Here is a 22,303-nt window from a genome sequence, read left to right as displayed (position 1 = left end):
ATACGCCGATCGGCGCGGATCATGGAAAGATACCTTTGTCCGCCTCATAGGCGGCGTTTGCGTGTGCGATTTCGGCGTTTCGCGTGGTGGGCGACCAACCGCCGCCGAGAGCCTGATATAGGCTCGTTGCCGCTTGAAAGTAAGAGAGCCGGGCCACAGCGACGGCGTCCTGGGCCTGAAACAGCGTCGTCTGCGTCGTCGACAGCGTGATGACGTCGATGGTGCCTTCCTGCAGCCGCATCTCGGCGGCGGTCAGCGCCTTCTGGGCGGCGGCGGCGGCGTCCGTCTGCAGCTTCAGCGCCTGCGCCGTCTCCTTGATCGCGATCAGGGCGTTTTCCGTGTCCAGCAGGGCGGTCAGGATCTGCTTCTTGTAAAGCGCGGCGAGCTCAGCGTAGCGGCCCTTCTGCAATTCATACTGGCCTTGCAGGTTATAGCCGTCGAAGATCGGCTGCATCAGGCTGCCGGCCACCTGCCAGGCGACGGCCTCCGGCCGGATCAGATTGCGCAGCAGCGCCGACTGCACGCCATATTGGCCGGTGAGCGTGATCGACGGAAAGAAGGCGGCGCGGGCCTGCAGGACCGAGAATTCCTGCGAGGCGAGCTGCGCTTCCGCATTCGCCACGTCCGGCCGGCGCAACAGCACCTCCGACGGGAGGCCGGGCGCGATCTTCGGGAAGGAGAGCTTGGTGAGCGAGCCGCCCTTCACCTCGACGCTTTCCGGCGTCTGGCCGATCAGCAGGGCGAGCTGGTTCCGGGTCTGGCGCAGCGTCTGCTCCAGCGGCGGGATCGTCGCGCGGGCCTGGGCGAGCACCGACTCCTGCTGCGCGGTGTCGAGCGCGCTCGCCGTGCCGACTTGAAAACGCGCCTGGATCGCGCGGTTCACGCGCTCGGCGATGGCGACGTTGTTGTGAGCGATCCGCAGCCGGTCCTGCGCCGTCAGCACCTGGAAATAGGCGTTGATCACGGCGGCGACCGTCGAAATCTCCACCGTGTCCCGGTTGAAGCGGCTGGCGTTGGCGAGCAGCCGCGCGGCGTAGGAGGCGTCCTCGTTCTTGCCCCAGAAGTCGATTTCATAGCTTGCCGTGAGGCCGAGCTGGAAAAAGCCGAAATTCCGGGCGTTGAAGCCCGAGGTCGAGGAAGACGAGGAGTTGGAGCCGGTCGTCGCCGGGGTGAACCCCCCGCTCGCACCGCCGATATTTGTGGTCGTCCCCGGCGTGCGCGTGGTGCGCACGATGTCCTGCATGGAGACAGAGGGCCACAGCGCCGCGCTGGAGACGCGGGCCTGGGCGTCGGCCTGCTGAATGCGCGCCACAGCGGCTGCGATGTCGAGATTGTCCCCGACGGCCTGGTCCACGAGCTTGGTCAGCTCCTTCGAGCCGAATTTCGCCGCGAAATCGGGGCCGCCCGGAATGGGCTTCGCGGAGGCCCCTTTGGCCTCGCGGAACGTCTCCGGCGGCGGAGTCGCGAGGTCGGGCTTTTCCCATTCGAGATTGCAGGCCGCAAGGCAGAAAGCCGTCGAGAGCAGCGCGGCCCGGCGCGTCGGCGCGAAGGAGAAAGGAGAGTTGCGGGCTGTCAACTGAAGCTCATCTCCATCAGCGCGCCAACTTGTCCTCTTGCAAGGCGTCGCTCGCGGTAACTCTGTCGGAATAGTAGACCAATGCGGCGCCAGGACGGGGGGCCCGGCGCCGGATTCGCTGCGAATTAGGCGGGATGAGGCTTCGCCTACCGCATTGCGGCAGTCAAGTTACGTTATTTTAAACTTGTGGCGGAGCTTCCGTCACTCGTCCGCGGCGGCGGGCTTCGCAGGCTTGGCGGGGGCGGGCTTCGCCGTGGCGGCAGCCTTGGGGTCGGCCGGTTTTGCGGGTGCGGGTTTGGCCTCGGCGGGTTTCGCCGGCCTTTTCGGCTCCTCATGGCCAGCGGCGGAGGGCTTGGCTTGGGCGCCGCCCTTGTCGGCGGGCTTTTCCGCGGCTTTGGCCGCATCGGGGGCCGGCGCCTTCGCCGGCTTGGCGTCGACCTTCGACTCCGGTTTGGCGTCGTTGCCGGCCTTTGGCGGGCCCGAGACGCGCGTCCAGGTTTCGCTCTGGCAGAGGAAGGCGACCAGACAGCCCGTCAGCGTAAGCTGATTCGGCGCTTCATAGGTGATTTTGCCGGTATAAGTCTTGCCGTCTTCGGGATTGAAGAGGTCGCCCTTCCAGCTATTCGGTCCGGTTTTCGCGGCGTGGCGCAAGATAAGGGGCGCCGGGCTGCCGTCGAGCATGGGTAAAATGCCCTTTGCGCAGAGCTTTCCCTGGCAGTCGAAGAATTCGAGCTTGTCCGTCGGGTGTCCGTCGCGCACCCAGACGCCATAGATGTCCATCGCGGACGCAATCTGAGGCGCGCAGAGGGTCGTTGCGGCGACGATGCCCAGCAATAGTCTTTTCATAACGCCCGACCCCTGATTTGCAGTTGCGCCGAAATAATCATGTCCTGTAGCGAAAGGCCGAACCCTCGTCGCCGTCAAGTCGCATGGGCGCCCGGATCGGCCGGACGCTTCGGCGGGCCGAGAAAGGCCGGCACGATGATGAAGGCCGCGAGCAGCGTGAAAAACAGCGAGATGGTGAGGAATTCGCCCATGCTCGCCGTGCCGGGATGGCTGGAGAGGAACAGGCTGCCGAAAGCGGTGCCGGTCGTGAGCGAGCTGAAGAAGATCGCGCGGGTGAGGCTTGAGGCCAGCATGTCCACGACGCCCTTGCGCCAGGCGATGACGTAATAAATGTGGAAGGCGACGCCAACGCCGAACATGAGCGGAAGTGCGATGATGTTCGCGAAATTCAACGACACGCCGAGCATTTCCGCCGCCTGAAGGCTCATGATCCCCGCAAGGACCAGCGGACCCAGCGTGAGCGCGACGTCGACTGGATTGCGCAAAGCTACGGCGAGAATAAGGAAGACGGCGAGAAAGGCGTAGACGCCCGCCTCCAGAAAAGCCCGCGTCACCGTCTTGCCGGCCTCGGAAATAATGACCGGCGCGCCGCTCGACTCGGGGGCCACGGCGAGCATGGCGTCCGCGAAGCGGGTCATCACCTCGAGATTGTTGCTGTCGCCCTTCGGCGTCGTTTCGAGACGGATCTGGCCCTTGGCGGAGATCCAGTCGGCGCGCAGCTCCTCGGGCATGGATTCGGGCGTCACGCGCTGGGCCTTGAGCGCCTCGCGGATCTGACCCATCATTTTCTCAAAGCCCGTAAAAACGGCGGCGCGCGCCTTTTCGCGGGTCTGCGGGCTTGCTTTGGCGAGGCCGTCAAGCGCGGCGACGAAGCGCGTCACCTGCGGGGCCGGCTTCTTGGCGACGGCGGCGCGCAAAGATTTGGCGGCCGCGGCCAGCGCCTTCACCGTCTCGGCGTCGGTCGGCGCGGGCTTGACCCTCGGGTAAAGGGCGTCATGCAGCTCGTTCGAGGCGCGCTCGATCAAGGCGAGCTTCTCGTCCTGATCCGAAGGGATGAGCGAATCGATCGAATCGACGTGGTCCACCTCGGGCAGAGCGAGGATCTTTTGCTTCAGGTCGCGGGCGGCGGCGAGAGAGGGCGCCAAGGTCTGGATCTTGTTGGGGGCCGTCTTGGGGTCCTTGGTCAGATCGAGGAAGGTCGCAACCGATTCCACCTTTTGATCGCGCAGGTTCATCGGATTTGAGTCGAAGCGCAGCCGCAGCAGATAGGGCGTGCCGGCCAGCACCACCGCGGCCGTGGCGATGAGCACCAGCGCGCGGTGATGGGCGATCCAGTGATCGACCGCCGCGAGCGAATGGGTGGCGATCGGCACATGCTCCGCCGGCGGATGCAGCAGCTTGATCGCCGCGGGCAGGAAGGTCAGCGTCGCAATATAGGCGATGATCATGCCGACGCCCGCGATCAGGCCCAGTTCCGCGACGCCGAGGAAGCTCGTCGGCAGGAAGCAGAAGAAGCCGGCGAGCAGGGACACGGCGGCAAGCGTCAGCGAGCCGCCGATCTCGTGCGTCGCTTTCATCAGCGAACGCTCGAGGTCGCCATGGCCGTGACGCTCCTCGCGATAGCGGGTGGCGAACTGGATCCCGAAATCGACGCCGAGGCCAATGAAGAGAGCCGCGAAGGCGACCGAAATCAGGTTGAATCGGCCGATGAGCAGCACGCCCATGCCCGATGTGATGGCGAGGCCCGCAAGCAGCGTCAGAAGCACCGCCAGAATGAGCTTGGGCGAGCGGAGCGCGGCGAGCAGGATCAGCGAGACGACGACGAGCGTGCCGACCGTGTTCAGCGCCATGTTCTCGGAGAGGGTCGCGAATTCTTCCGCGGCGAGCGGCACTTCGCCTGTCAGGCGGACGGCGAAGCCCTTCTCCTTCGTGAGCCCGAGCGCCTCGGCTGACTTGCGGATGAAGGCCATGGCGTCGGCGCCCGGCTGAAGCTCGGAGAAGTCGATCACCGGATTGACCATCACGATGCGGCGTTTTTCGAGCGGCGGACCCACGGGCGCGGCCTCCCCCTTGCCGCCGGAAAGGAGCTTCTCCCAATCGACCTCCGCCGGCCGGCCGGCGAGCGTCTCCTCGAAGGCGCCGGAGAATTCGTCAAGGCCCGAGAGATACATGGCCGTCGCCCGCTCGCTGCCGGCGGCGCGCTTCTGGTTCGTGACCAGGACGCTGGACAATCCTCGCAGAGTCGGGTCTTGGGCGAGCGGCGCGAGCACGTCGCGCTGGCCGAGCATCATGCCGACGGTGTGCTGCACCTCGTTCAGGTCGAGGTAGAGCAGGCCGTTCTTGACGAAGAAGGCCGGATCGTCCGGGCGCCAGACGCGCTGCATCAGCGGCTTGCCCTGGAGATCGGCCGCGAGCCGCGCCGCCGCGTCGTCGGCCGCCTCGCCCGTCTGCGCGTCGATGACGACGACGATCGTGTTTTCGAGCTGCGGAAAGGCGCGATAGAGCGTCATCTGGTTTTTCCGCCAGACCACGTCCGCCGAGAAAAGATTTGTCGTGTCGGTGTCGATCGCGAAACGCTCGACGGTGAGGTAAACGCCGCCGCCGGTCAGCGCCAAAGTGAGAAGAACCACCGTCCAGGGCCAACGAAGACAGAAGGCCACAAGCTTTTCCAACATTACCTGACCCCGGACGTAACTGAGACGTTTCCAAAAGCGGGACAACCGCTGCAACTTTATTCTTCTATACGCGGCCGCCGCCCGCTCACCAAGGCGCCGCTCGGGCCTGGCGGCGGCAAATTACGACAAAGCGTTAAGGATCAAAGATAACTGAGCCACCACAGATCCGCGCGCCGGCGCTTCACGCCCGCAAACCAGCGGCAAACCGGGTAAAGCGCGAGGACGACGACGACCCAGGCGGCATAGGCCCCGGCGAGCCCCGCGCCAAACGTCTCCGGCGGCGCGCCCGATGCGACGAAAGATGAGATGTCCGCGAGCGTGTAGCCCTTCGCATAGGCGAGGGCGACCGCGCCTGAGACGCCGAGATAGAGATGCAGGACGTAAAAGAGCAGGGGCGTCCGGCCAAAAATGGCGAGCGCCCGCCCGGCGGATCCGCCGAGCTTCGCCAGCGCCGGCAAAACCAGCGCCGCGCCGCCCAGCGTGACGAGGAGGTAAAGCAGCGAAGGCGGATATTTTGTGACGTTGAGAAACGACATCAGGGTGAAGACCCCGTCCCGCTGCGCCGACCAGGGATGCGGGTCGCCGTAGAAATCGCCCGCCCGCAGCAGGACGAAGAGCGCGAGCGCGCCCGCCCCGGCAAGCCGCAGGATCCGGTCGCGTTCGGCGGGCTGGGCCTGAAAAAGCGGCCCGATCCCGTAGCCGAACGCCACGACCCCTATCCAGGGCAGGGCGGGGTAATAGACGTCGCCGGGCAGGCCGAAGGGGAGAGGCCCTTTTTCGTGGAGCAGCCGCCATAGCGGCGCGAGCGCGCCGAGATCGGCGGCGCGGACCTCGTCGAGAAGATTGTGGCCGAGGACGATGGCCGCGCCGACCGCGAAAACGACGCGCTGCGGCAGCCGTGAAAGGAGGGAGAGGGCGAGAAGGCCGCAGCCGATCGCCCAGAGCGTGCCGAGCTCGATTCGCCCCGGCCCGCCCCAGACCGGGCTGACGACCACGGCGTCGAGCAGGATGAGCCAGAGGCCGCGCGTCGCGAGAAAGAGCGAGAGCGCCGTCGGGCTCTGCCGGCGCGCGCCGTAGAGATAGGCCCCGACGCCCGCGAGCAGCGCGAATGTCGGCGCGCAGAAATGCGTGACGAAACGGGTGAGGAACAGAAAGGGATAGGTGCGACCGAGATCTGTGGCGCTGAACCGAATGGCGTCGGCGTCGAAGAAGTCCCGCATATGGTCCAGCGCCATGACGACCATGACGAGGCCGCGCAGCCGGTCGATCTCCGGCAGGCGCGGGTCGACCTGGATATCGGCTCCCGACCCGTCAGCGCCCGGCGCCCCCCTCATCCCAGCGCCGCGAGGCCGGGGAACATTTCCAGAAGCCAGAAGGACATTTCCTGCACGCCGCCGGTTAGAAAGGCGACGCCGGTGACGATCAGCAGCGCGCCGACGACCTTCTCCACCTTGCCGAAATGCTTGCGGAAGCGGGCGACGAAGGCCAGGAAGCGGCCGAGCGCGAGGCCGGCGCCGATGAAGGGCAGGCCGAGGCCCAGCGAATAGGTCGCGAGCAGCGCCGCGCCGCGCGCCACGGTGTCCTGCGCGCCGGCGACGGCGAGGATCGCCGCGAGGATCGGGCCGATGCAGGGCGTCCAGCCGAAGGCGAAGGCGAGGCCCATCACATAGGAGCCGAACAGCCCCATGGGCTTCGCGATTTCGGCCCGTTTCTCGCGATAGAGCAGCTCGACCCTCAAGAGGCCGACGAAGTGCAAGCCCATCAGGATGATGACGCCGCCGGCGATCCAGGAGAGGATATGCAGATTGGCGCGGATAATCGAGCCGAAGGCGCTCGCCGTGGCGCCGAGCGCCACGAAGACGGTCGTGAAACCCAGAACGAAGAGGACCGCAGACAGCAACACGTCCCGCCGCGCCTGCGAGCGCGTCTCCATCTCGAGGTCCTCCATCGAGACGCCGGCGAGATAGGTGAGATAGGGCGGCACGAGCGGCAGCACGCAGGGCGAGAGAAATGAGAGCAACCCCGCCGCCGCCGCTGCGGGAAAAGTGACGTCCGCCGCCATTGTGATCCTCTTGGAATGGACCTCGCGTTCCTGCCACAGGCCCGCCCGTCGCGCAAAGTCAGGCATTAATGAGGCCGCATCGTGGCGGATACGGTTAACTCCGCGTGAGGAACTCTGTGCAAACGTCAAATGGTAAACAGAGAGTGGCCTGGGCAGCATGCCAACGCATACCGCTTTTCACGCGCGCGTCTACGACGCGCGGCTCCACGGACCTCCGGTCCGGGTCGACGTCGAAGCACGCATTGTCCTGGCGGGCATGGGCGAACATGCTTGTCGCATCGTCGAGGCGTCGACAGGGGAGATGGGTTTCGAGACGCCGCTCAAGCCCGCTTTCGGCGACCGCGTCATCGTTTACGCCCGCGAGTTCGGCCGGCTCGAAGGCGACGTGGAGCGTCAGGCCCAATGCGGCTTCGCCATCGCCCTCGACCTGCCGGAGGCGCGCCGCCGTCGGCTCGCCGGCCAATTGATCTGGATGGCGAACCGCGATTCCGCGAATCTGCCCGACATCCGCCGTCACAAGCGCTTCGTCCCGAAAATGCCCTGGACGAGCGTCCGAATGCCGGACGGCAGAGAGCGGTTCGCCCAGATCAACGACGTCTCGCTTAATGGCGTCAGCGTGGATGCGGCGGCCAAAGTTTCCGTGGGCGACCGCGTCGCGTTCGGCGTCAAGGCGGCGGTCGTGGGCCGCGTCTTCGACGGCGGCTTCGCCGCCGAATTCGAGGAGCCTTTCGCCGAGAGCGAGCTGTCCGAGGCGCTGCGGCTTTAAGCGACCGGCGCGGCCTTATGGGCGTGTCGAAAATGACACGCCCGGCGAAATCTTGCGGCCGGTTTCCATTCCAGCCGTTGCATCCCCGCGCCCGCCTTGCGATAGCTTTCGCCTAAAGGCTGATTCCGTAAGTTTATTCTCATTTTCCCGATCACGCGGGGGCTATCGGATGCGCAAATTCGCGATTTCAGTTGCGGCTCTTTGTGCGACGGTCGCGCCCGCCGGCGCGGAGGACGCGATCGGCAACGCCGCGTCGGTCGAGAAGGACGTGCAGGGCGCGACGGCCGGGCGCAGCCTGCGCCTCGCCACGGGCGACACGGTCTATTTCGACGAGGTCTTGACGACGGGCGCCGCAAGCCGCGCCAAGCTCGCCTTCGTCGACCGCACGACGATGCAGATGGGTCCGTCCTCCAAGGTGAAGCTCGACAGCTTCGTCTATTCCGGCGGTTCGGGTGTCGGCTTCAACGCCGCAAAGGGCGCCTTTCGCTTCGTCTCCGCGCCGGGCGAACACAAGTCTTATGAAGTCAGGACGCCAACCGCCATGATCGGCGTGCGCGGCACGATCTTCGCCGCGCGCGTGCTTCCGGGCGGCCGCACCGACGCGGTCCTTTATTCCGGCGCGATTGAGGTCTGCGACACGGCCGGCGTCTGCCGGACGCTGGACAAGCCCTGCACGTTCGTCACCGTCACCCGCTCGGGAATCACCGCCCCCAGGACGATCGGCAGGAACGACTGGAGCTTCGACAAGGCCTGCAAGGGCGCGCCTCCGCCGTCCGATCAGGGCGCGTTGCCGCCGCCCGGCGCGCCGGTCCCGCCGCCCCCCGGCGGGAGCGAACCCCCGTTCAATTGGGGCGGCCCGAGCATCGGCGTGACTGTCGGCCCGACGATCGGCGACGCCAGCTTCGCTGATCCAGTGCCGATGAACGGCGCGGCCTTTGCGGGCGGGCTCAAGCTCGGCTACATGCTGCCCCTCTGGGCCAATATTGTCGGCGGCTTCGAGACGGATTTCCAGTATCGCAGCGAGATCGGCGGCTCGACCAACAGCCACGGAACGACCTCCGCCTCGCGCCCCGGCTATGTCGGCACGGCCCGCGTGAAGCTCGGCTACGCTTTCGACCGCTTCCTCGTCTATGGGACGGGCGGTTTCGCCTACGGGCACATCATCGCGCCAAGGAGCTTCTCGGGTCCAAATGTCATTGGCCCGGCCTATTCCTTCGGCAATAGCGTCAACAACCCCTTCCTGCCGGGCTGGACGGTCGGCGCCGGCGTCGGCTACGCGCTGACGCGCAACATCTCGGTGAACGCCGAATATCTCTACATCAAGCTTTCGCACGACTATCCGCTCTACAATACGAGCGCGGCGCTCTATTCCGTGCCGGTCTGCAATACCAGCGGTATGCACAGCATCCGTTTCGGCGTGAATCTGAACTTCTCGCCGAGCGACATTCTTCCGGCCGCCGGGCGCTGAGGCTCATAGCCAATGGACCGCGCGCCTTCAGGCGCGTCCCATTGTGCGCCTGAAGGCGCGCGGTCCATCAACGCGGCGAGTCTGAAGGCGCGCGGTCCTCAGAACCGGTCCGCCCGGTAGGGATTGGGATCGGTGAAGGGCGTTTCTCCCGTCATCATCTCGGCCAGCAGCCGTCCGGAGACGGGGCCGAGCGTCAGGCCGTGATGCGCGTGGCCGAAGTCGAACCACAGGCCCTTGTGGCGGGACGCCGGGCCGAGCACGGGAAGCATGTCAGGCAGGCAGGGCCGGGCGCCTTTCCAGGGCGCGCGGTCGAGCGCTTCGCCGAGCGGGAAGAGCCTGCGGGCGATGGGCTCGCAAATCTCGATCTGCACCGGCGTCGGCGGCGCGTCGCGCGGCGCGAATTCGGCGCCGCTGGTGAGACGGACGCCCCTGGCCATCGGCGCGAGCAGAAAGCCATTGTCGGCGTCGAGCACGGGATGATTGAGCTTCGCGCCTTCGCCGGGGGCGTAATGCATGTGATAGCCGCGCTTGAAGCCGAACGGCATGTCATAGCCGTAGCGGCGAAAGATCTGGTCCGACCAGGGCCCCAGCGCGAGCACGACGTCGCGCGCGGCGACGCGTCCCTCCGGACCCGCGACGCTCCAGCGCCCGTTCGCCTCCTGCTCCAGCGTCAGCGCGTCGGCGGCGAGGAATCGGCCGCCGCGCGAAATAAAGAGATCCGCGTAAGCTTTCGCGAGCGCGCCGGGGTCGCTTACGGAGGCCGTATCGAGATAATGCACGGCGCCCGCGACCGGCGCGAGAGCGGGCTCCCGCTCGGCGACGCCGACGGAGTCGAGGATGTCGATATGGAGATCGAATTCGCGCAGCTTCTCCGCGTCCGCGACGCCGTGGGCGAGCGTCTCCTGCGTGCGGAACAGCTTGATCCAGCCCGTCCGGCGCAAAAGCTGGCCCGCGCCCGCCTGCTGAATCAAGGCCTCGTGTTCGATCAGGCTGTGCTCGATCAGCGGGCGGCGCGCCGCGACGCTGCGCGCGACGCGCTCGGGCGCGCTTTCGCGCCAATAGCGCATGAGCCAGGGGGTGACGGAAGGCAGGGCGGCGAAATGATAATGCGCCTCGGGCAACAGGTTCAGCGCATATTTGACGAGCTTCGCCGGATCGCGCGGAAAGACGTAGGGAAAGATGGAGGCGCGCTCGATCAGCCCCGCATTGCCGAAGCTGGTCTCCAGCCCTGCGCCGCGGCGGTCGACCATGACGACGTCGCGTCCGCGCATCTGCAAATGAAGGGCGGCTGAGACGCCGACCATGCCGGCGCCGAGAACCATGACATCGGCCGTCTGCATCACGCCCCTCCTTGCCTCGCCCTTCATATGGCTGCGCGCCCGCCGCATTGCAGCCCCGCCGATGCAAGGCGCGTGCAATCGTAAGGGATCCAATCCCGAAACGTTAACGCCAAGGGCGGGCGATCAAGGCGCGAAGCGCCCTAGTTTGTTGACGAACTTCCCAAGGCGGCCTCGCCCTTCGAGACACGAGCTGCGATCTCGGGCCTGCCCGAGATCAACATTCTTGTTTTGTGCAAGTCGGGAAAACCCGGCCCCGCAGGCTCCGATGGCCGCGCCGATCGTCGGCAATCCCGACCGCGCCCGCTCAGCCGAAGAAGGAAGCGAGATAATAGGCTGCGCCCGCGGCAAGGCCGCCGACGAGGAAGGTTTGAAGGCCGGACTTGAAGGGATCGGCCCCCGTGAGCTTGCCTTTCACCGCGCCGAAGACGACGAGGGCGGCGCCCGTGAGGATGATAGAGTGAATGAGCGCCTGCTTAACGTCGTCGTTGATCATGTAAGGCGCGAGCGGGATCAGCCCGCCAATGAAGTAGGCCGCCGCGATGGTCGCGGCGCTGAGGGGCGCGCGCCTGGGGTCGGGCCTTTCGAGCCCCAGCTCGAAGCGCATCATGAAATCCACCCAGCGCTTCTTGTCGGCGGAAAGCGCGGAGACGACCGAGTCGAGCTCTCCCTTTTCGAGGCCGAATTCGGAGAAGATTTCGCGCAATTCCCTGCGCTCCTGCTCGGGGAGCTTCTCCACTTCCGCATATTCGCGCTTTTCCTCGGAGTGGAAATGCTCCTGATCGCTCTTCGCGGCGAGATAGCCGCCGAGTCCCATGGCGGTCGCGCCGGCGACGATCTCGGCGAGGCCCGCGGTCACCACGACGCGCGTCGAGGCGATGGCCGCGGTGATGCCCGCGGCCAGCGCGAAGGGCACGGTGAGGCCGTCCGCCATGCCGATCACCACGTCGCGCACCGCCTCGGAATTGAGGAAGTGCCGCTCGATATGTTCGCCCGGCGCGCCTTTGGGGCGTCGCCGCCCGAAGAGAAGCGCGCGCAGCTCCTCCGTCCCCAGCACGCGCTCGAGCTCGACGAAGGCGAAGAAGGGGACGAGCCCGACCGAGGCGATGATCGCCGTCATGAGAATGGCCTGCAGCGAGCCGTCGCCGATGGTCGGGATCGCCTCCCCGACTGTCTTGCCGTGGAAGACGCCGATCGCCGTCTCCTCGAGCACGTGGAAGACGATGAGCAGCAGGCCGAAAATCACCGATTTGATCAGCGCTGGCGGCGCGACGGGCGCGTCCTTCTTGGGCTCGCCCAGATGCAGCTTCTGACCGATGACCACGATCTTGGCGAGAGCGAGCGCGTTGATGAGCGCCATGCCCTGTTGGTAGGTCAGCAGGTCCTCGTTGAAGATGAAAGCCTTGTGGAGGGAAAAGAGGGTGAGCAGCACCCAAAGATAAAGGAAGACCAGAAGGATCTGCCGGCCTTCCTCCACCACGCCCGCCTTCAGCCGCGCCAGCTTTTCCTGCTCCATGCCTCCCCCCCCCCCCCCCGCGCGACGCCGCTCGAACGCGCTCCGCCTATGCTAGATCACGCTGCGTCTGCGCGAAATCGCCTAAACGCGGACAACGGCATCGATTCTAGAGGTTTCGAGCGCGCCGGGCGAAAAACCGGCTCCTGCTTTTTCGTAAGCCGCGGCCTATCCTGCGCGACGGTTCGGCGCATTGGGACAGCGACATGCCGGTAAAGAAATATTTTCTCGTCTTCGCTTTCTGCGCCGTGTCGGTCATCGCGCTCCTTTACGGCGTCTCGCCGCGCTGGTTCGCCGCGACCTTCCTCGGCGCGCAAGAGATGGACCTCGATTTCGCGCATATCCTGCGGGCGGTGGCGGGGCTATATCTCGCGCTGGGATGCTTCTGGCTCTATGCGGCCTTCGACCGGCGCTATACGAACGCCGCCGTCTTGACGACGGCGCTGTTTTCGGGCGGCCTCGTCGCGGGCCGGATCGTCAGCCTGATCACCGACGGCAGGCCCGCGCCGTTGCTCCTGCTTTACGCGGCGATGGAGCTGACGCTCGTCCCCCTCGCGATCTGGGTCTTCCGCCGGCCGGATTGACCGCGCCGCGCGAATTTGCGAACCGAAGGCGAGAGCCCGCCACGCGCGGCCCTTTTCTTCCTTCGATCCGCCGAGGCCCCATGATCCCGCGCTATTCCCGACCCGAGATGACGTCCATCTGGGAGCCGCAGACGCGCTTCCGCATCTGGTTCGAGATCGAGGCCTATGCCTGCGACGCGCTGGCCGAGCTTGGCGTCATCCCCAGGGAGAGCGCCAGGAATATTTGGGACAAGGCCGATTTCGTGCAGTTCGACGTCGCGCGCATCGACGAGATCGAGCGGGTGACCAAGCACGACGTCATCGCCTTCCTGACGCATCTCGCCGAATTCATCGGGCCGGATTCGCGCTTCGTGCATCAGGGCATGACGTCGTCCGACGTGCTCGACACCTGCCTCGCCGTGCAGCTTTCGCGCGCCGCCGATCTGCTCATCGCCGATGTCGACGCGCTGCTCGCGGCGATCAAGAAGCGCGCCTATGAGCACAAATACACGCCGACCATCGGCCGCTCGCACGGCATTCACGCCGAACCCGTGACCTTCGGCCTCAAAATGGCGCAGGCCTATGCCGAATTCGCGCGCGCCCGCGAGCGTCTCGTCCACGCCCGCAAGGAGATCGCCACCTGCGCCATCTCCGGCGCCGTCGGCACTTTCGCCAATATCGATCCGCGCGTCGAGGAATATGTGGCGCATAAAATGGGCCTCGTTCCGGAGCCCGTCTCGACGCAGGTCATTCCGCGCGACCGCCACGCCGCCTTCTTCGCGACGCTCGGCGTCGTCGCTTCGTCGATCGAGCGGCTCGCCATCGAGGTGCGCCATTTGCAGCGCACGGAAGTGCTGGAGGCGGAGGAATTTTTCTCGGCGGGGCAGAAGGGCTCTTCCGCCATGCCGCACAAGCGCAATCCGGTGCTGACGGAAAACCTCACCGGCCTCGCGCGCCTCGTGCGCGGCATGGCGATTCCGGCGATGGAGAATGTCGCGCTCTGGCATGAGCGCGACATTTCGCATTCCTCCGTCGAACGCATGATCGGCCCCGACGCCACGGTGACGCTCGATTTCGCGCTGGCGCGGCTGACGAACGTCATCGACAATCTCGTCGTCTATCCCGAGAACATGAAGAAGAATCTCGACAGGCTCGGCGGGCTCGTCCATTCGCAGCGCGTGCTTCTGGCGCTGACGCAAAAGGGCGTCTCGCGCGAGGACGCCTATGCGTTTGTCCAGCGCAACGCCATGCCGGTCTGGCGAAGGGCGTCGGAAGGAGGCCCGTCGCAAGGGAACAATCTGGAGGGCGAGTTCCGCACGCTGCTCGGCCAGGACAAGGACGTGAGCGCGAAACTGTCGCCCGCCGAGTTGGACGAGCTGTTCGACCTCTCGTACCACTTCAAGCATGTGGATACGATCTTCCGCCGCGTTTTCGGCGAAGGATAAACCGCTCAATCGATGCGCGGCGGGATCGGCTCCCGCCGCCAGCCATGCTTTCGCAACAAGATGGCGTTGGCGTCGATCTCCGAATAGCCGAGCTTCACCTCCCGCCCGAAGGCGATCAGGGCGGCGGTGAAGAGCGCCATTGCGGTCACGAAGAGAAACGCCGCCCCATATTCGTGGCGAAAGCGCAATAGCGCCGCCGCGAAGGCGACGATGACGAGGAAACTCGTCACCACGCAGCTCGCGACCCCCCAATAAATCGAGCGATGCACCAGCACGGCGCGTTTGCGCAGGATCGGCAGCTCGACCTTGCGGTGCGCCTGCGCGTCTTCGTCGCTGAGTTCCATGAGCTCGCGCGAGCGGTCGACGATGCGGTCGAGTCGCGAGACCAGCACGCTCAGAAGCTGCGCTTCCGCCGCCAGCAGGAAGGCGGGACCCGTGACCTGAGAGATCACGTTGGAGAGATGTTCGATTGACGGCGTGTCGAAGATCATTTGGAGCCTCGGGCTGTTGCGTCATTGCATTTGTCGCGGGAGACTCCGTCGAGTCTCACCGGGACGGCCAAGTCCATTTCGGCGCCTCATGCGCTGGGGCGAGCGTCTCGCCCAAATGCTTTTCCAGCGCGATCTCCACGCAGGCTGCGTCGCCGCCGAGCGCGGAGACGAGCGCCGCGGAATGGGAGACGACGAAAAGCTGCGTCTCCTTCGCGACGCGGCGCATCAACCGCGCGAGCGGCGCGACGAGGCTGGGATGCAGGCTCGATTCCGGTTCGTTGAACACCATCAGGGGCGGCGGCCGCGGCGTCAGCAGCGCCGCGACGAGCAGCAGATAGCGCAGCGTCCCTTCCGAAAGCTCCGCCGCGCGCAAAGGGCGCAGAAGCCCGCGCTGGCGCATGAGGGTTTCGAAATAGCCCTCCGAAATCGAGAGGTCGACCGCGCTTCCCCGAAAGGCGTCGTCGATCGTCTCGCGCAGCGCCCCGGCGTCGCCGATTTCGAGAATCGCGCCGAGCGCGGCGGCGAGGTCGGCGCCGTCATCGGCGAGAGCGGGTATGAACGTGCCGATCTGCGGCCGGCGCGCCGGCGCCTCGCGATCCGCGCGCAGATTGTCGTAGAAGCGCCAGCGCCGCATGGTTTCCCGCAACACGGATAGGTCGAACGCCTCGCGCATGTCGGCGCAATGCGTCAACATGCTGTCGACGCCCGAGAGCTGGTTCGCGGCCTGCCGCCATTCGCCGGTTTCGGCGCGAATGCGCACGCTCGGCCCGCGGCGCTCGGCGAAGAGATTGGACCGGCCGAGGCAGTCGCCCGTCCACTGCGCTTCGACCTTGATCTGCGGATCGAGCGCGAAGACGCCGCCCTGCGTCGAGCTGTGGCCGAGGTCGATTGCATAGCCGTACGTGTCAGATGAGAATCCGAGCTTCACCCCTTTCGGCGATTGTCGCACAAGGCCCTGGATCGGCTGCTCTCCCTTCTTCATGGCGCGGGAAAATTTTTCCGGTCCCGCCCAGAGCGTCGAGTCGAGCCCGCCTTCGAGCGCGAGCGACTGGACGATCCGCCCCTGCGCAACGTCGGCGAGGAGCCGCAGCGCGCGATAGAGGCTCGACTTTCCCGCGCCGTTGGCGCCAGTGACCACCGTCAGCCGCCCGGGCGCAAGGACCAGTTCCCGGATGGATCGATAGCCCGAGATGGCGAGGCGCGTAATCACTGTTCCGAAAGCCTTTCGAGCCCCTTCTATGCCAGCGATTCCGCGCCGGACAAAGCGCATGGCCCTTCCAATCGGCCCTGCGAAGCCTTAAACAGCGCTCCCATGATCTGGCTCGTCTTCGCTCTCCTCACCGGCGCCGCGGTCATGGCCGTCCTCCTGCCGCTCGCCATGCGCGGGGAGGCGAAGGACGCCAGCGCCGCGGACGTCGCCTTTTTTGAGGAGCAGATCGCGGAGATCGAGCGGGAGCGCGCCGAGGGGCGGCTCGATCCTGCGGAGGCCGAGGCCGCGAAGACCGAAGCCGCCCGCCGCCTGCTGCGCGCGGAAGCCGCGCCCAAGGCGCGGGCGCATGGTTCGCGCAAGGCGGCGCTCGTCGCGGCGCTCGCCGCCATCGTCGCGGTTCCCGCAATCTCGGTGCCGCTCTATCTCAAGCTCGGCGACGCGGCTTTGCCCGACATGCCGCTGACGGCGCGGCTCGAATCCGCCCCGGCCCGGAACGACCTCGCGGGCGCCGTCGCGCGGATCGAGCAGCATCTGCGCGAGCATCCGGAGGACGGCCGCGGCTTCGAGGTCGTCGCCCCCTATTATCTGCGCACCGGCCGGGGCGAGGAGGCGATCAACGCCTATGAGCAGGCCCTGAAGCTCCTCGGCGCGACCGCCGAGCGCCGCGCCAGCCTCGGCCAGGCGCGCATGATCGTCGCCGAGGGCAAGGTGACGGCGGCGGCGAAGCAGGATTTCGAGGCGGCGCTGGCGCTCGACGCAAGCAATGTGATGGCCGCCTACTATCTCGGGCTCGGCGCCCAGCAGGCCGGCGAGAAGGACAAGGCCGTCGAGATCTTTTCCAGACTCGAGGCGGACGCGCCCGCCGACGCCGCCTATCTGCCGTCGGTGCGTCAGCGCCTCGCGGAACTGCGCGGCGAGCCGGCGCCGCGTCCGCCCTTCGCGCAGGCCCCGACCGAACGCGGCCCCGTCGCGCAAGGACCGGCGAGCGAGCAGGGCAGGGCCATCGCCGCCATGCCGGCCGACCAGCAGTCGGCGATGATCCGGGGCATGGTCGACAAGCTCGCCGCGCGGTTGGAGAGCAAGGGCGACGACGTCGAGGGCTGGCTGCGGCTGATCCGCGCCTACAGCGTCCTGTCGGAGCCCGAAAAGGCGAAGAAGGCGGTGGATGACGCCCGCAAGGCGTTGGCGGGCAAGGAGTCCGAGGTCGCCCGCATCGAGGCGCTGGCGAAGGAACTGAATATAGGGGGGTAACGCCCCTCTCCCGCTTGCGGGAGAGGGTGGCCCTCGCATCAGCGAGGGTGGGGTGAGGGCCCTCACCCGTCAAGCTTCGCGGCGACGCCTTCTCCCGCAGGCGGGAGAAGGCACGCACACCAAGGTCGTGGACAAAATGACGCGCAAAGGCAAGAGACTCACTCTTATCATCGGAGCGCTGGCCGTTCTGGGCGTCGCGGCGGGCCTCGTGCTGTTCGCGCTGCGCGACAATATCGTCTTCTTCTACACCCCGTCGGAACTGACGCAGAAGCAGGTCGCGCCCGGCGCGCGGCTGCGCATCGGCGGACTCGTGAAAGAAGGCAGCGTCGTCAAGAGCGGCAAGGACGTGACTTTCGCCGTCACCGACAGGACGAAGGATCTCGACGTCGCCTATACGGGGCTGCTGCCCGATCTCTTCCGCGAAGGGCAGGGCGTCGTCGTCGACGGCGTGTTGCAGGCGGACGGCAGGTTCAAGGCCGACAGCGTGCTCGCCAAACATGACGAGCGCTATATGCCCAAGGACGTCGCGGACAAGCTGAAAGCGCAGGGCGTGTGGCAGGGAGAGAAGAAGTGACGATGTCTCTTCCCATATCGCCGGCGCTGCGTCGCCCCCCACCCTTTATCCCTCCCCGCAAGGGGGAGGGAGGCGGCTCACGCCCAATATTCGCTCCCTTGGTCATGATCCCGAATGGCGCCGCTTCTTCCCTCCCCCGCAAAGCGCGGGGAGGGGCAGGGGTGGGGGCGTTCCAGCCGCAACGGGCGATGGAGATCATTGGCCTATGATCGTCGAAACCGGACATTACGCGCTCGTTCTCGCGCTCGCGCTGGCGCTGATGCAATTCGCCATACCGCTCGCGGGTGCGCGGATGAACGACGTCGCGCTGATGCGCGTCGCGCGGCCGACCGCCATCGCTCAATTTCTCTTCGTCGCGTTCTCCTACGGCGCGCTGACCTATGCGCATGTCGTCTCCGACTTCTCGCTCGTCAACGTCATCGAGAATTCGCACTCGCTGAAGCCTTTCATTTATAAAATCTCCGGCGTGTGGGGGAACCACGAAGGCTCCATGCTGCTGTGGGTGCTGGTGCTCTCGCTCTGCGGCGCGTTGATCGCGATCTTTTCGTCGGCCATGCCCGACAAGCTGCGCGCAGACGCGCTCGCCGTGCAAGGGCTGCTCGGCGCGGCCTTCCTGCTCTTCATTCTGCTGACCTCGAATCCCTTCGCGCGCGTCGATCAGCCGCCATGGGAAGGCCGCGACCTCAATCCGATCCTGCAGGACCCCGGCCTCGCGATCCATCCGCCGCTGCTTTATTTGGGTTATGTCGGCTTCTCGATCGTCTTCTCCTTCGCGGCCGCCGCGCTCATTGGCGGGCGCATCGACGCCGCCTGGGCGCGCTTCGCCCGGCCCTGGGCGCTCTTCGCCTGGACCGCGCTGACGCTCGGCATCGCCATGGGCTCCTATTGGGCCTATTACACGCTGGGCTGGGGCGGCTTCTGGTTCTGGGACCCGGTCGAGAACGCTTCTCTCATGCCCTGGCTCGCCGGCACGGCGCTCCTGCACAGCGCGGCGGTGATGGAGAAGCGCGAGGCGCTGAAGGTCTGGACGATCTTTCTCTCGATCCTCGCCTTTTCGCTCTCTCTCCTCGGCACCTTCCTGGTGCGCTCGGGCGTGCTGACCTCCGTGCACGCCTTTGCGAGCGATCCCGAGCGCGGCGTGTTCATTCTCGCCATCCTCGTCTTCTTCATCGGGGGCGCGCTGGCGCTCTTCGCCGCGCGCGCGGGGTCGCTTCCCGTGGGCGGATTGTTCAGCCCGATCTCGCGCGAGGGCGCGCTGGTCCTTAACAACCTGCTCCTTTCCGCGAGCTGCGCGACGGTCGTCATCGGCACGCTCTATCCGCTGGCGCTTGAGGCGCTGACGGGCGAGAAGATTTCCGTCGGCCCGCCCTTCTTCAACACGGTGCTGATCCCCATCGCGCTGCCGCTTGCTCTGCTCATGCCCATCGGCCAGATGCTCGCCTGGAAGCGCGGCGACCTGCCGGCGGCGCTTCAACGCCTGCGCGCGGCCTTCGCCGCCGGCGTCTTCGCGGCGGCGCTTTTCGGCGCCTTCTATGGGACGCCCTTCCTCTCCGTCGTCACCGGGGGGCTCGCGGTCTATCTCGTCATCGGCGGCGTGAGCGACATTGCGCAGCGCGCGGCCTTTCGCGCTTCCTCCGCAAGCGCCGTTTTCTCGCGCCTCGCGGGCCTGCCGCTTTCGGCCTGGGGCGCGTCGATCTCCCATGCCGGCATGGGGCTGACCCTGCTCGGCCTCGCCGCGACGGGATGGGGCGTCGAGTCGATCCTCGCCATGAAGCCGGGCGAATATTACGACGTCGGCCCCTACAAGCTCGCCATAGAGGAAGTCTCGCCGCGCGACGGCCCGAACTATTCCGAAATCTACGCCGTGATGGACGTGCGCTCCGGCGGACGGACGATCGCGAAGATCGAACCCGCCAAGCGCTATTATCAGGCCCGCAAGATGCAGCGCTCCGAGGCCGGCATCGTGACGCTCGGCCTGGGGCAGGTCTACGCCGCCATCGGGGAATCGCATGCAGACGGAACGATCGACGCGCGTCTTTATTGGAAGCCCTTCGTGACGCTGATCTGGATCGGCGCGCTTGTGATGGCCCTTGGCGGCGGGCTCTCTCTGGCGGATCGGCGCCTGCGCATCGGCGTCGCTCGGCGGGCAAAAGTGGTTGCGATGCCGGAGGCGGCGGAATGAGGGATTTCCCCGTCAACGCAAGCGGCGCTGAGGCGACCCCCGCCCTTTATCCCTCCCCGCAAGGGGGAGGGAGGCGGCTCACGTCCCATATCCCGACCCTTTTCCGCCGATCACGAATGGCGCCGCTTCATCCCTCCCCCGCAAAGCGCGGGGAGGGATGGGGGCGGTTCGGCCGCGACAGTCTTGGTCTTGACGCCCACAAGCTCGTCATCTCGAACCCAGGCAAGGCAGGGTTGGGGGCGCTGGCCCTGGCGGCGATGTTGCTCATAATCCCCGCTTACGCCGTCACCCCCGGCGAGAAGCTGCCCGATCCCGCCATGGAGGCGCGGGCCCGCGCGATCACGGGCGAGCTGCGCTGCCTCGTCTGCCAGAACCAGTCGGTCGACGATTCCGACGCCTCTCTCGCCAGGGATCTCCGCGTGCTCGTGCGGGAGAAGCTGAAAGAGGGCATGACCGACGCGCAGGTGAAGGAATATGTCCATTCCCGCTACGGCGATTTCGTTCTGCTGCGCCCGCCGCTGAGACCGGGCACCATCCTGCTCTGGACCGCGCCGCTGATCGCGCTCCTGGCGGGCGCCGCCGCCGTCTGGGCGGCCGCGCGCCGGCGGCGAGCGCCCGCCGGTCCTTCGCGGCTCACGGCGGAGGAGCATGAGCGTCTGAAGGCGCTTGGCGTCGAGTCAGACAAGGACTGACGGCTGCCTCTATCCAATTCACCCGCGCTGCAATATAGGGGGCGGGAGCGATCCTGAGCCGCTTCCTGCGGCCTCACGAAAAGAGCGGACCATGGCCGAACATTCCACGCCTCATTTCCACAATACGCCCGGCGTCGCCCAGATTCGCGTGGGCGCGAAGGAATTCATGTGCGTCGGCGCGCTGCCGCCCTTCGACCATCCGCACGTCTATATCGATATGGGCGCGGAAAATCAGGCCGTCTGCCCCTATTGTTCGACGCTCTATGTCTACGACGCCTCCCTCCATGGCGGCGCCGATCCGGCGGAATGCGTCTATCACGACGCCGCCAAAGCCGCGTAACGGCCGGCTGAGCGTAACATGAGCGCCCCCATCGTCGTCGCGGGCGCCGGCATAGGCGGGCTCACGGCGGCCCTCGCCCTCGCCCGCGCCGGAAAGCGCGTTCTGGTTCTGGAGCGCGCCTCCAAAATCGAAGAGGTCGGCGCCGGCCTGCAGATCGCGCCAAACGCCGGCCGGGTTCTCGCGGGGCTTGGCCTTGAGGGCGCGCTGGCCTCCGTCGCGCTGGAGCCCCAGGCGATCAACATCCGCCGGGGGCGCGACGGAGCCGTTCTGGCGCGGCTCGGCCTTTCCGATTCCCGCGCCCGCTGGGGCGCGCCTTTCCGCGTGTTCCACCGGGCCGATCTCCAGCAGGCCCTGTTGCAGGCCGCGCTGGCGAACCCGGCCATCGAGATCCGCACCGGCGCGCGGGTCGGCGATTTTGACGATCGTTCCGGCTATGTGAGCCTGCGCGTCCATGGCGAGCGCGGGGCGCAGGAGATCGAGGCCCCGGGCCTCGTCGGCGCGGACGGCCAGCGCTCGGCCGTCCGCGGCCATCTCTTTCGCGCCGAACGCGACGCGCCTTACTATTCGGGCCTTACCGCCTGGCGCGCGCTCGTGCCGGCCGACCAAGCCCCCGCGGCGCTGCGGGCGCGCGAGAGCAATCTCTGGATGCTGCCCGGCGCGCATGTCGTGCATTATCCGCTGCGCGACGGCGCGATCGTCAATGTGGTCGTCATCGTGGCTGAGGAGCCGCGTTCGGAAGACGGCGCGGCCATTCTCTCTCTCAGCGGGTCGCAATTGGCCCATCTGCTCGCGCGCAAGCGGCCCGGCTCCGATCTGCTCGCGCTCATCGAGGCGGGGGCGGCCTGGCGGCATTGGCCGCTTTTCGCCCGCCCGCCTTTGTCCGGTTGGAGCCGGGGCTCCGTCACGCTGCTCGGCGACGCCGCCCATCCCATGCCGCCCTTCCTCGCGCAGGGCGCGGCCCAGGCGATCGAGGACGCGCAGGCGCTGGGCCGCGCCTTCATGCAGCTCGGCGTCGCGACGGAAGCCGCCTTCGCGGCCTATGAGAGAAGCCGGATCGCGCGCGCCTCCCGCATCGTGCGCGCATCCCGGCGCCAGGGCGGATATTTCCACATGGGCGGCCCGGCCGCGGCGGCGCGCGATCTCGCGATCCGGACGCTCGGGGGCCGGGGCATGCTCGCCCGCAACGCGTGGCTCTACAGATAATTGGGGACGATGTGGCGAGCGGGCCACAATCGCCCAGATGCTGGCGTTTTAGCCGGGCAGACAGTGGCCAGACGGCCCCCGGGTTGTTAAAGAACTGTCAAGAAACGCT

At 66.8% G+C, this 22,303-nt stretch carries 19 protein-coding genes; 10 read left to right on the top strand and 9 right to left on the bottom strand.

What is annotated here, in order from left to right; genetic code table 11:
* Positions 1–19: 19 nt before the first annotated feature.
* The 5 genes from ACNHKD_RS18375 to ACNHKD_RS18355 form a co-directional block, all read right to left on the bottom strand.
* On the bottom strand, positions 20–1,576 hold the full coding sequence (locus ACNHKD_RS18375; RefSeq protein ID WP_442754925.1) for an efflux transporter outer membrane subunit: 1,557 nt from the start codon (positions 1,574–1,576) through the stop codon (positions 20–22).
* Positions 1,577–1,777: 201 nt separating this feature from the next.
* Entirely contained in the window at positions 1,778–2,422 is a 645-nt protein-coding gene (locus ACNHKD_RS18370; RefSeq protein WP_442754924.1) for a DUF2147 domain-containing protein, read from the bottom strand.
* A 74-nt stretch (positions 2,423–2,496) separates the two neighbouring features.
* Entirely contained in the window at positions 2,497–5,097 is a 2,601-nt protein-coding gene (locus ACNHKD_RS18365) for an MMPL family transporter (RefSeq protein ID WP_442754923.1), read from the bottom strand.
* A 140-nt stretch (positions 5,098–5,237) separates the two neighbouring features.
* A complete protein-coding gene (locus ACNHKD_RS18360) occupies positions 5,238–6,431 on the bottom strand; it encodes a DUF1624 domain-containing protein (RefSeq protein ID WP_442754922.1) in 1,194 nt (397 codons plus the stop codon).
* Positions 6,428–7,159, bottom strand: coding sequence for a cytochrome c biogenesis CcdA family protein (locus tag ACNHKD_RS18355; RefSeq protein WP_442754921.1), 732 nt, complete (start codon positions 7,157–7,159; stop codon positions 6,428–6,430). The genes ACNHKD_RS18360 and ACNHKD_RS18355 overlap by 4 nt, the downstream gene beginning before the upstream one ends.
* Before the next feature lie 157 nt (positions 7,160–7,316).
* On the opposite strand from ACNHKD_RS18355, the gene ACNHKD_RS18350 reads away from it, so the two are divergent.
* Together ACNHKD_RS18350 and ACNHKD_RS18345 are read left to right on the top strand one after the other, a co-directional pair.
* Positions 7,317–7,925, top strand: a complete 609-nt coding sequence (locus tag ACNHKD_RS18350; RefSeq protein ID WP_442754920.1) for a PilZ domain-containing protein — start codon at positions 7,317–7,319, stop codon at positions 7,923–7,925.
* A gap of 169 nt (positions 7,926–8,094) precedes the next feature.
* Positions 8,095–9,393 (top strand): FecR domain-containing protein, encoded by a 1,299-nt coding sequence (locus ACNHKD_RS18345; protein WP_442754919.1) that lies wholly within the window; start codon positions 8,095–8,097, stop codon positions 9,391–9,393.
* 98 nt (positions 9,394–9,491) lie between these two features.
* Here ACNHKD_RS18345 and ACNHKD_RS18340 read toward each other — a convergent pair whose 3' ends face one another.
* Positions 9,492–10,733 carry an NAD(P)/FAD-dependent oxidoreductase gene (locus ACNHKD_RS18340; protein ID WP_442754918.1) on the bottom strand — a complete coding sequence of 414 codons (1,242 nt, stop codon included), beginning with the start codon at positions 10,731–10,733 and terminating at the stop codon, positions 9,492–9,494.
* Between the two features lie 304 nt (positions 10,734–11,037).
* Positions 11,038–11,769 carry a VIT1/CCC1 transporter family protein gene (locus ACNHKD_RS18335; protein ID WP_442756936.1) on the bottom strand — a complete coding sequence of 244 codons (732 nt, stop codon included), beginning with the start codon at positions 11,767–11,769 and terminating at the stop codon, positions 11,038–11,040.
* A 680-nt stretch (positions 11,770–12,449) separates the two neighbouring features.
* Between ACNHKD_RS18335 and ACNHKD_RS18330 the strand changes: the two genes are divergently transcribed.
* Together ACNHKD_RS18330 and purB are read left to right on the top strand one after the other, a co-directional pair.
* Positions 12,450–12,827, top strand: a complete 378-nt coding sequence (locus ACNHKD_RS18330) for a DUF4345 domain-containing protein (protein ID WP_442754917.1) — start codon at positions 12,450–12,452, stop codon at positions 12,825–12,827.
* Positions 12,828–12,907: 80 nt separating this feature from the next.
* A complete protein-coding gene (gene purB / locus ACNHKD_RS18325) occupies positions 12,908–14,251 on the top strand; it encodes an adenylosuccinate lyase (RefSeq protein ID WP_442754916.1) in 1,344 nt (447 codons plus the stop codon).
* Between the two features lie 5 nt (positions 14,252–14,256).
* Here the strand turns inward: purB and ACNHKD_RS18320 are convergent, their stop codons facing one another.
* Together ACNHKD_RS18320 and ACNHKD_RS18315 are read right to left on the bottom strand one after the other, a co-directional pair.
* Complete coding sequence (locus ACNHKD_RS18320) at positions 14,257–14,742, bottom strand: DUF2721 domain-containing protein (protein WP_442754915.1); 486 nt, start codon at positions 14,740–14,742, stop codon at positions 14,257–14,259.
* A 55-nt stretch (positions 14,743–14,797) separates the two neighbouring features.
* Entirely contained in the window at positions 14,798–15,952 is a 1,155-nt protein-coding gene (locus ACNHKD_RS18315) for an AAA family ATPase (RefSeq protein ID WP_442754914.1), read from the bottom strand.
* Between the two features lie 102 nt (positions 15,953–16,054).
* Between ACNHKD_RS18315 and ccmI the strand changes: the two genes are divergently transcribed.
* From ccmI to ACNHKD_RS18285, 6 genes are all read left to right on the top strand, one after another.
* On the top strand, positions 16,055–17,203 hold the full coding sequence (gene ccmI, locus ACNHKD_RS18310; RefSeq protein WP_442754913.1) for a c-type cytochrome biogenesis protein CcmI: 1,149 nt from the start codon (positions 16,055–16,057) through the stop codon (positions 17,201–17,203).
* A 136-nt stretch (positions 17,204–17,339) separates the two neighbouring features.
* The gene (ccmE, locus tag ACNHKD_RS18305; RefSeq protein WP_442756935.1) at positions 17,340–17,777 is read left to right on the top strand and encodes a cytochrome c maturation protein CcmE; all 438 of its coding nucleotides are present in this window, start codon (positions 17,340–17,342) and stop codon (positions 17,775–17,777) included.
* Between the two features lie 205 nt (positions 17,778–17,982).
* A complete protein-coding gene (locus ACNHKD_RS18300) occupies positions 17,983–19,959 on the top strand; it encodes a heme lyase CcmF/NrfE family subunit (protein WP_442754912.1) in 1,977 nt (658 codons plus the stop codon).
* A gap of 257 nt (positions 19,960–20,216) precedes the next feature.
* Positions 20,217–20,651 (top strand): cytochrome c-type biogenesis protein, encoded by a 435-nt coding sequence (locus ACNHKD_RS18295; RefSeq protein ID WP_442756934.1) that lies wholly within the window; start codon positions 20,217–20,219, stop codon positions 20,649–20,651.
* Positions 20,652–20,742: 91 nt separating this feature from the next.
* Positions 20,743–20,991, top strand: coding sequence for a zinc-finger domain-containing protein (locus ACNHKD_RS18290; protein ID WP_442754911.1), 249 nt, complete (start codon positions 20,743–20,745; stop codon positions 20,989–20,991).
* 18 nt (positions 20,992–21,009) lie between these two features.
* Complete coding sequence (locus ACNHKD_RS18285) at positions 21,010–22,194, top strand: FAD-dependent monooxygenase (protein ID WP_442754910.1); 1,185 nt, start codon at positions 21,010–21,012, stop codon at positions 22,192–22,194.
* The last annotated feature ends 109 nt before the right edge of the window (positions 22,195–22,303 follow it).

This window comes from Methylocystis sp. JAN1 (assembly GCF_052186135.1).
Lineage (GTDB): Bacteria > Pseudomonadota > Alphaproteobacteria > Rhizobiales > Beijerinckiaceae > Methylocystis.
The sequence above is the reverse complement of the archived record's forward strand: the minus strand, read 5'-3'. Positions and strand labels throughout refer to the sequence as shown.

What these genes read in the sequence shown, in the direction of transcription:
- ACNHKD_RS18290 (WP_442754911.1), top strand. Translation starts at nt 20,743, where the DNA reads ATGGCCGAACATTCCACGCCTCATTTCCACAATACGCCCGGCGTCGCC.
- ACNHKD_RS18285 (WP_442754910.1), top strand. Translation starts at nt 21,010, where the DNA reads ATGAGCGCCCCCATCGTCGTCGCGGGCGCCGGCATAGGCGGGCTCACG.
- ACNHKD_RS18345 (WP_442754919.1), top strand. Translation starts at nt 8,095, where the DNA reads ATGCGCAAATTCGCGATTTCAGTTGCGGCTCTTTGTGCGACGGTCGCG.
- ACNHKD_RS18360 (WP_442754922.1), bottom strand. Translation starts at nt 6,431, where the DNA reads ATGAGGGGGGCGCCGGGCGCTGACGGGTCGGGAGCCGATATCCAGGTC.
- ccmE (WP_442756935.1), top strand. Translation starts at nt 17,340, where the DNA reads ATGACGCGCAAAGGCAAGAGACTCACTCTTATCATCGGAGCGCTGGCC.
- ACNHKD_RS18350 (WP_442754920.1), top strand. Translation starts at nt 7,317, where the DNA reads ATGCCAACGCATACCGCTTTTCACGCGCGCGTCTACGACGCGCGGCTC.
- ACNHKD_RS18295 (WP_442756934.1), top strand. Translation starts at nt 20,217, where the DNA reads ATGTTGCTCATAATCCCCGCTTACGCCGTCACCCCCGGCGAGAAGCTG.
- ACNHKD_RS18330 (WP_442754917.1), top strand. Translation starts at nt 12,450, where the DNA reads ATGCCGGTAAAGAAATATTTTCTCGTCTTCGCTTTCTGCGCCGTGTCG.
- ccmI (WP_442754913.1), top strand. Translation starts at nt 16,055, where the DNA reads ATGATCTGGCTCGTCTTCGCTCTCCTCACCGGCGCCGCGGTCATGGCC.
- ACNHKD_RS18300 (WP_442754912.1), top strand. Translation starts at nt 17,983, where the DNA reads ATGATCGTCGAAACCGGACATTACGCGCTCGTTCTCGCGCTCGCGCTG.
- ACNHKD_RS18340 (WP_442754918.1), bottom strand. Translation starts at nt 10,733, where the DNA reads ATGCAGACGGCCGATGTCATGGTTCTCGGCGCCGGCATGGTCGGCGTC.
- ACNHKD_RS18365 (WP_442754923.1), bottom strand. Translation starts at nt 5,097, where the DNA reads ATGTTGGAAAAGCTTGTGGCCTTCTGTCTTCGTTGGCCCTGGACGGTG.
- ACNHKD_RS18355 (WP_442754921.1), bottom strand. Translation starts at nt 7,159, where the DNA reads ATGGCGGCGGACGTCACTTTTCCCGCAGCGGCGGCGGCGGGGTTGCTC.
- purB (WP_442754916.1), top strand. Translation starts at nt 12,908, where the DNA reads ATGATCCCGCGCTATTCCCGACCCGAGATGACGTCCATCTGGGAGCCG.
- ACNHKD_RS18320 (WP_442754915.1), bottom strand. Translation starts at nt 14,742, where the DNA reads ATGATCTTCGACACGCCGTCAATCGAACATCTCTCCAACGTGATCTCT.
- ACNHKD_RS18370 (WP_442754924.1), bottom strand. Translation starts at nt 2,422, where the DNA reads ATGAAAAGACTATTGCTGGGCATCGTCGCCGCAACGACCCTCTGCGCG.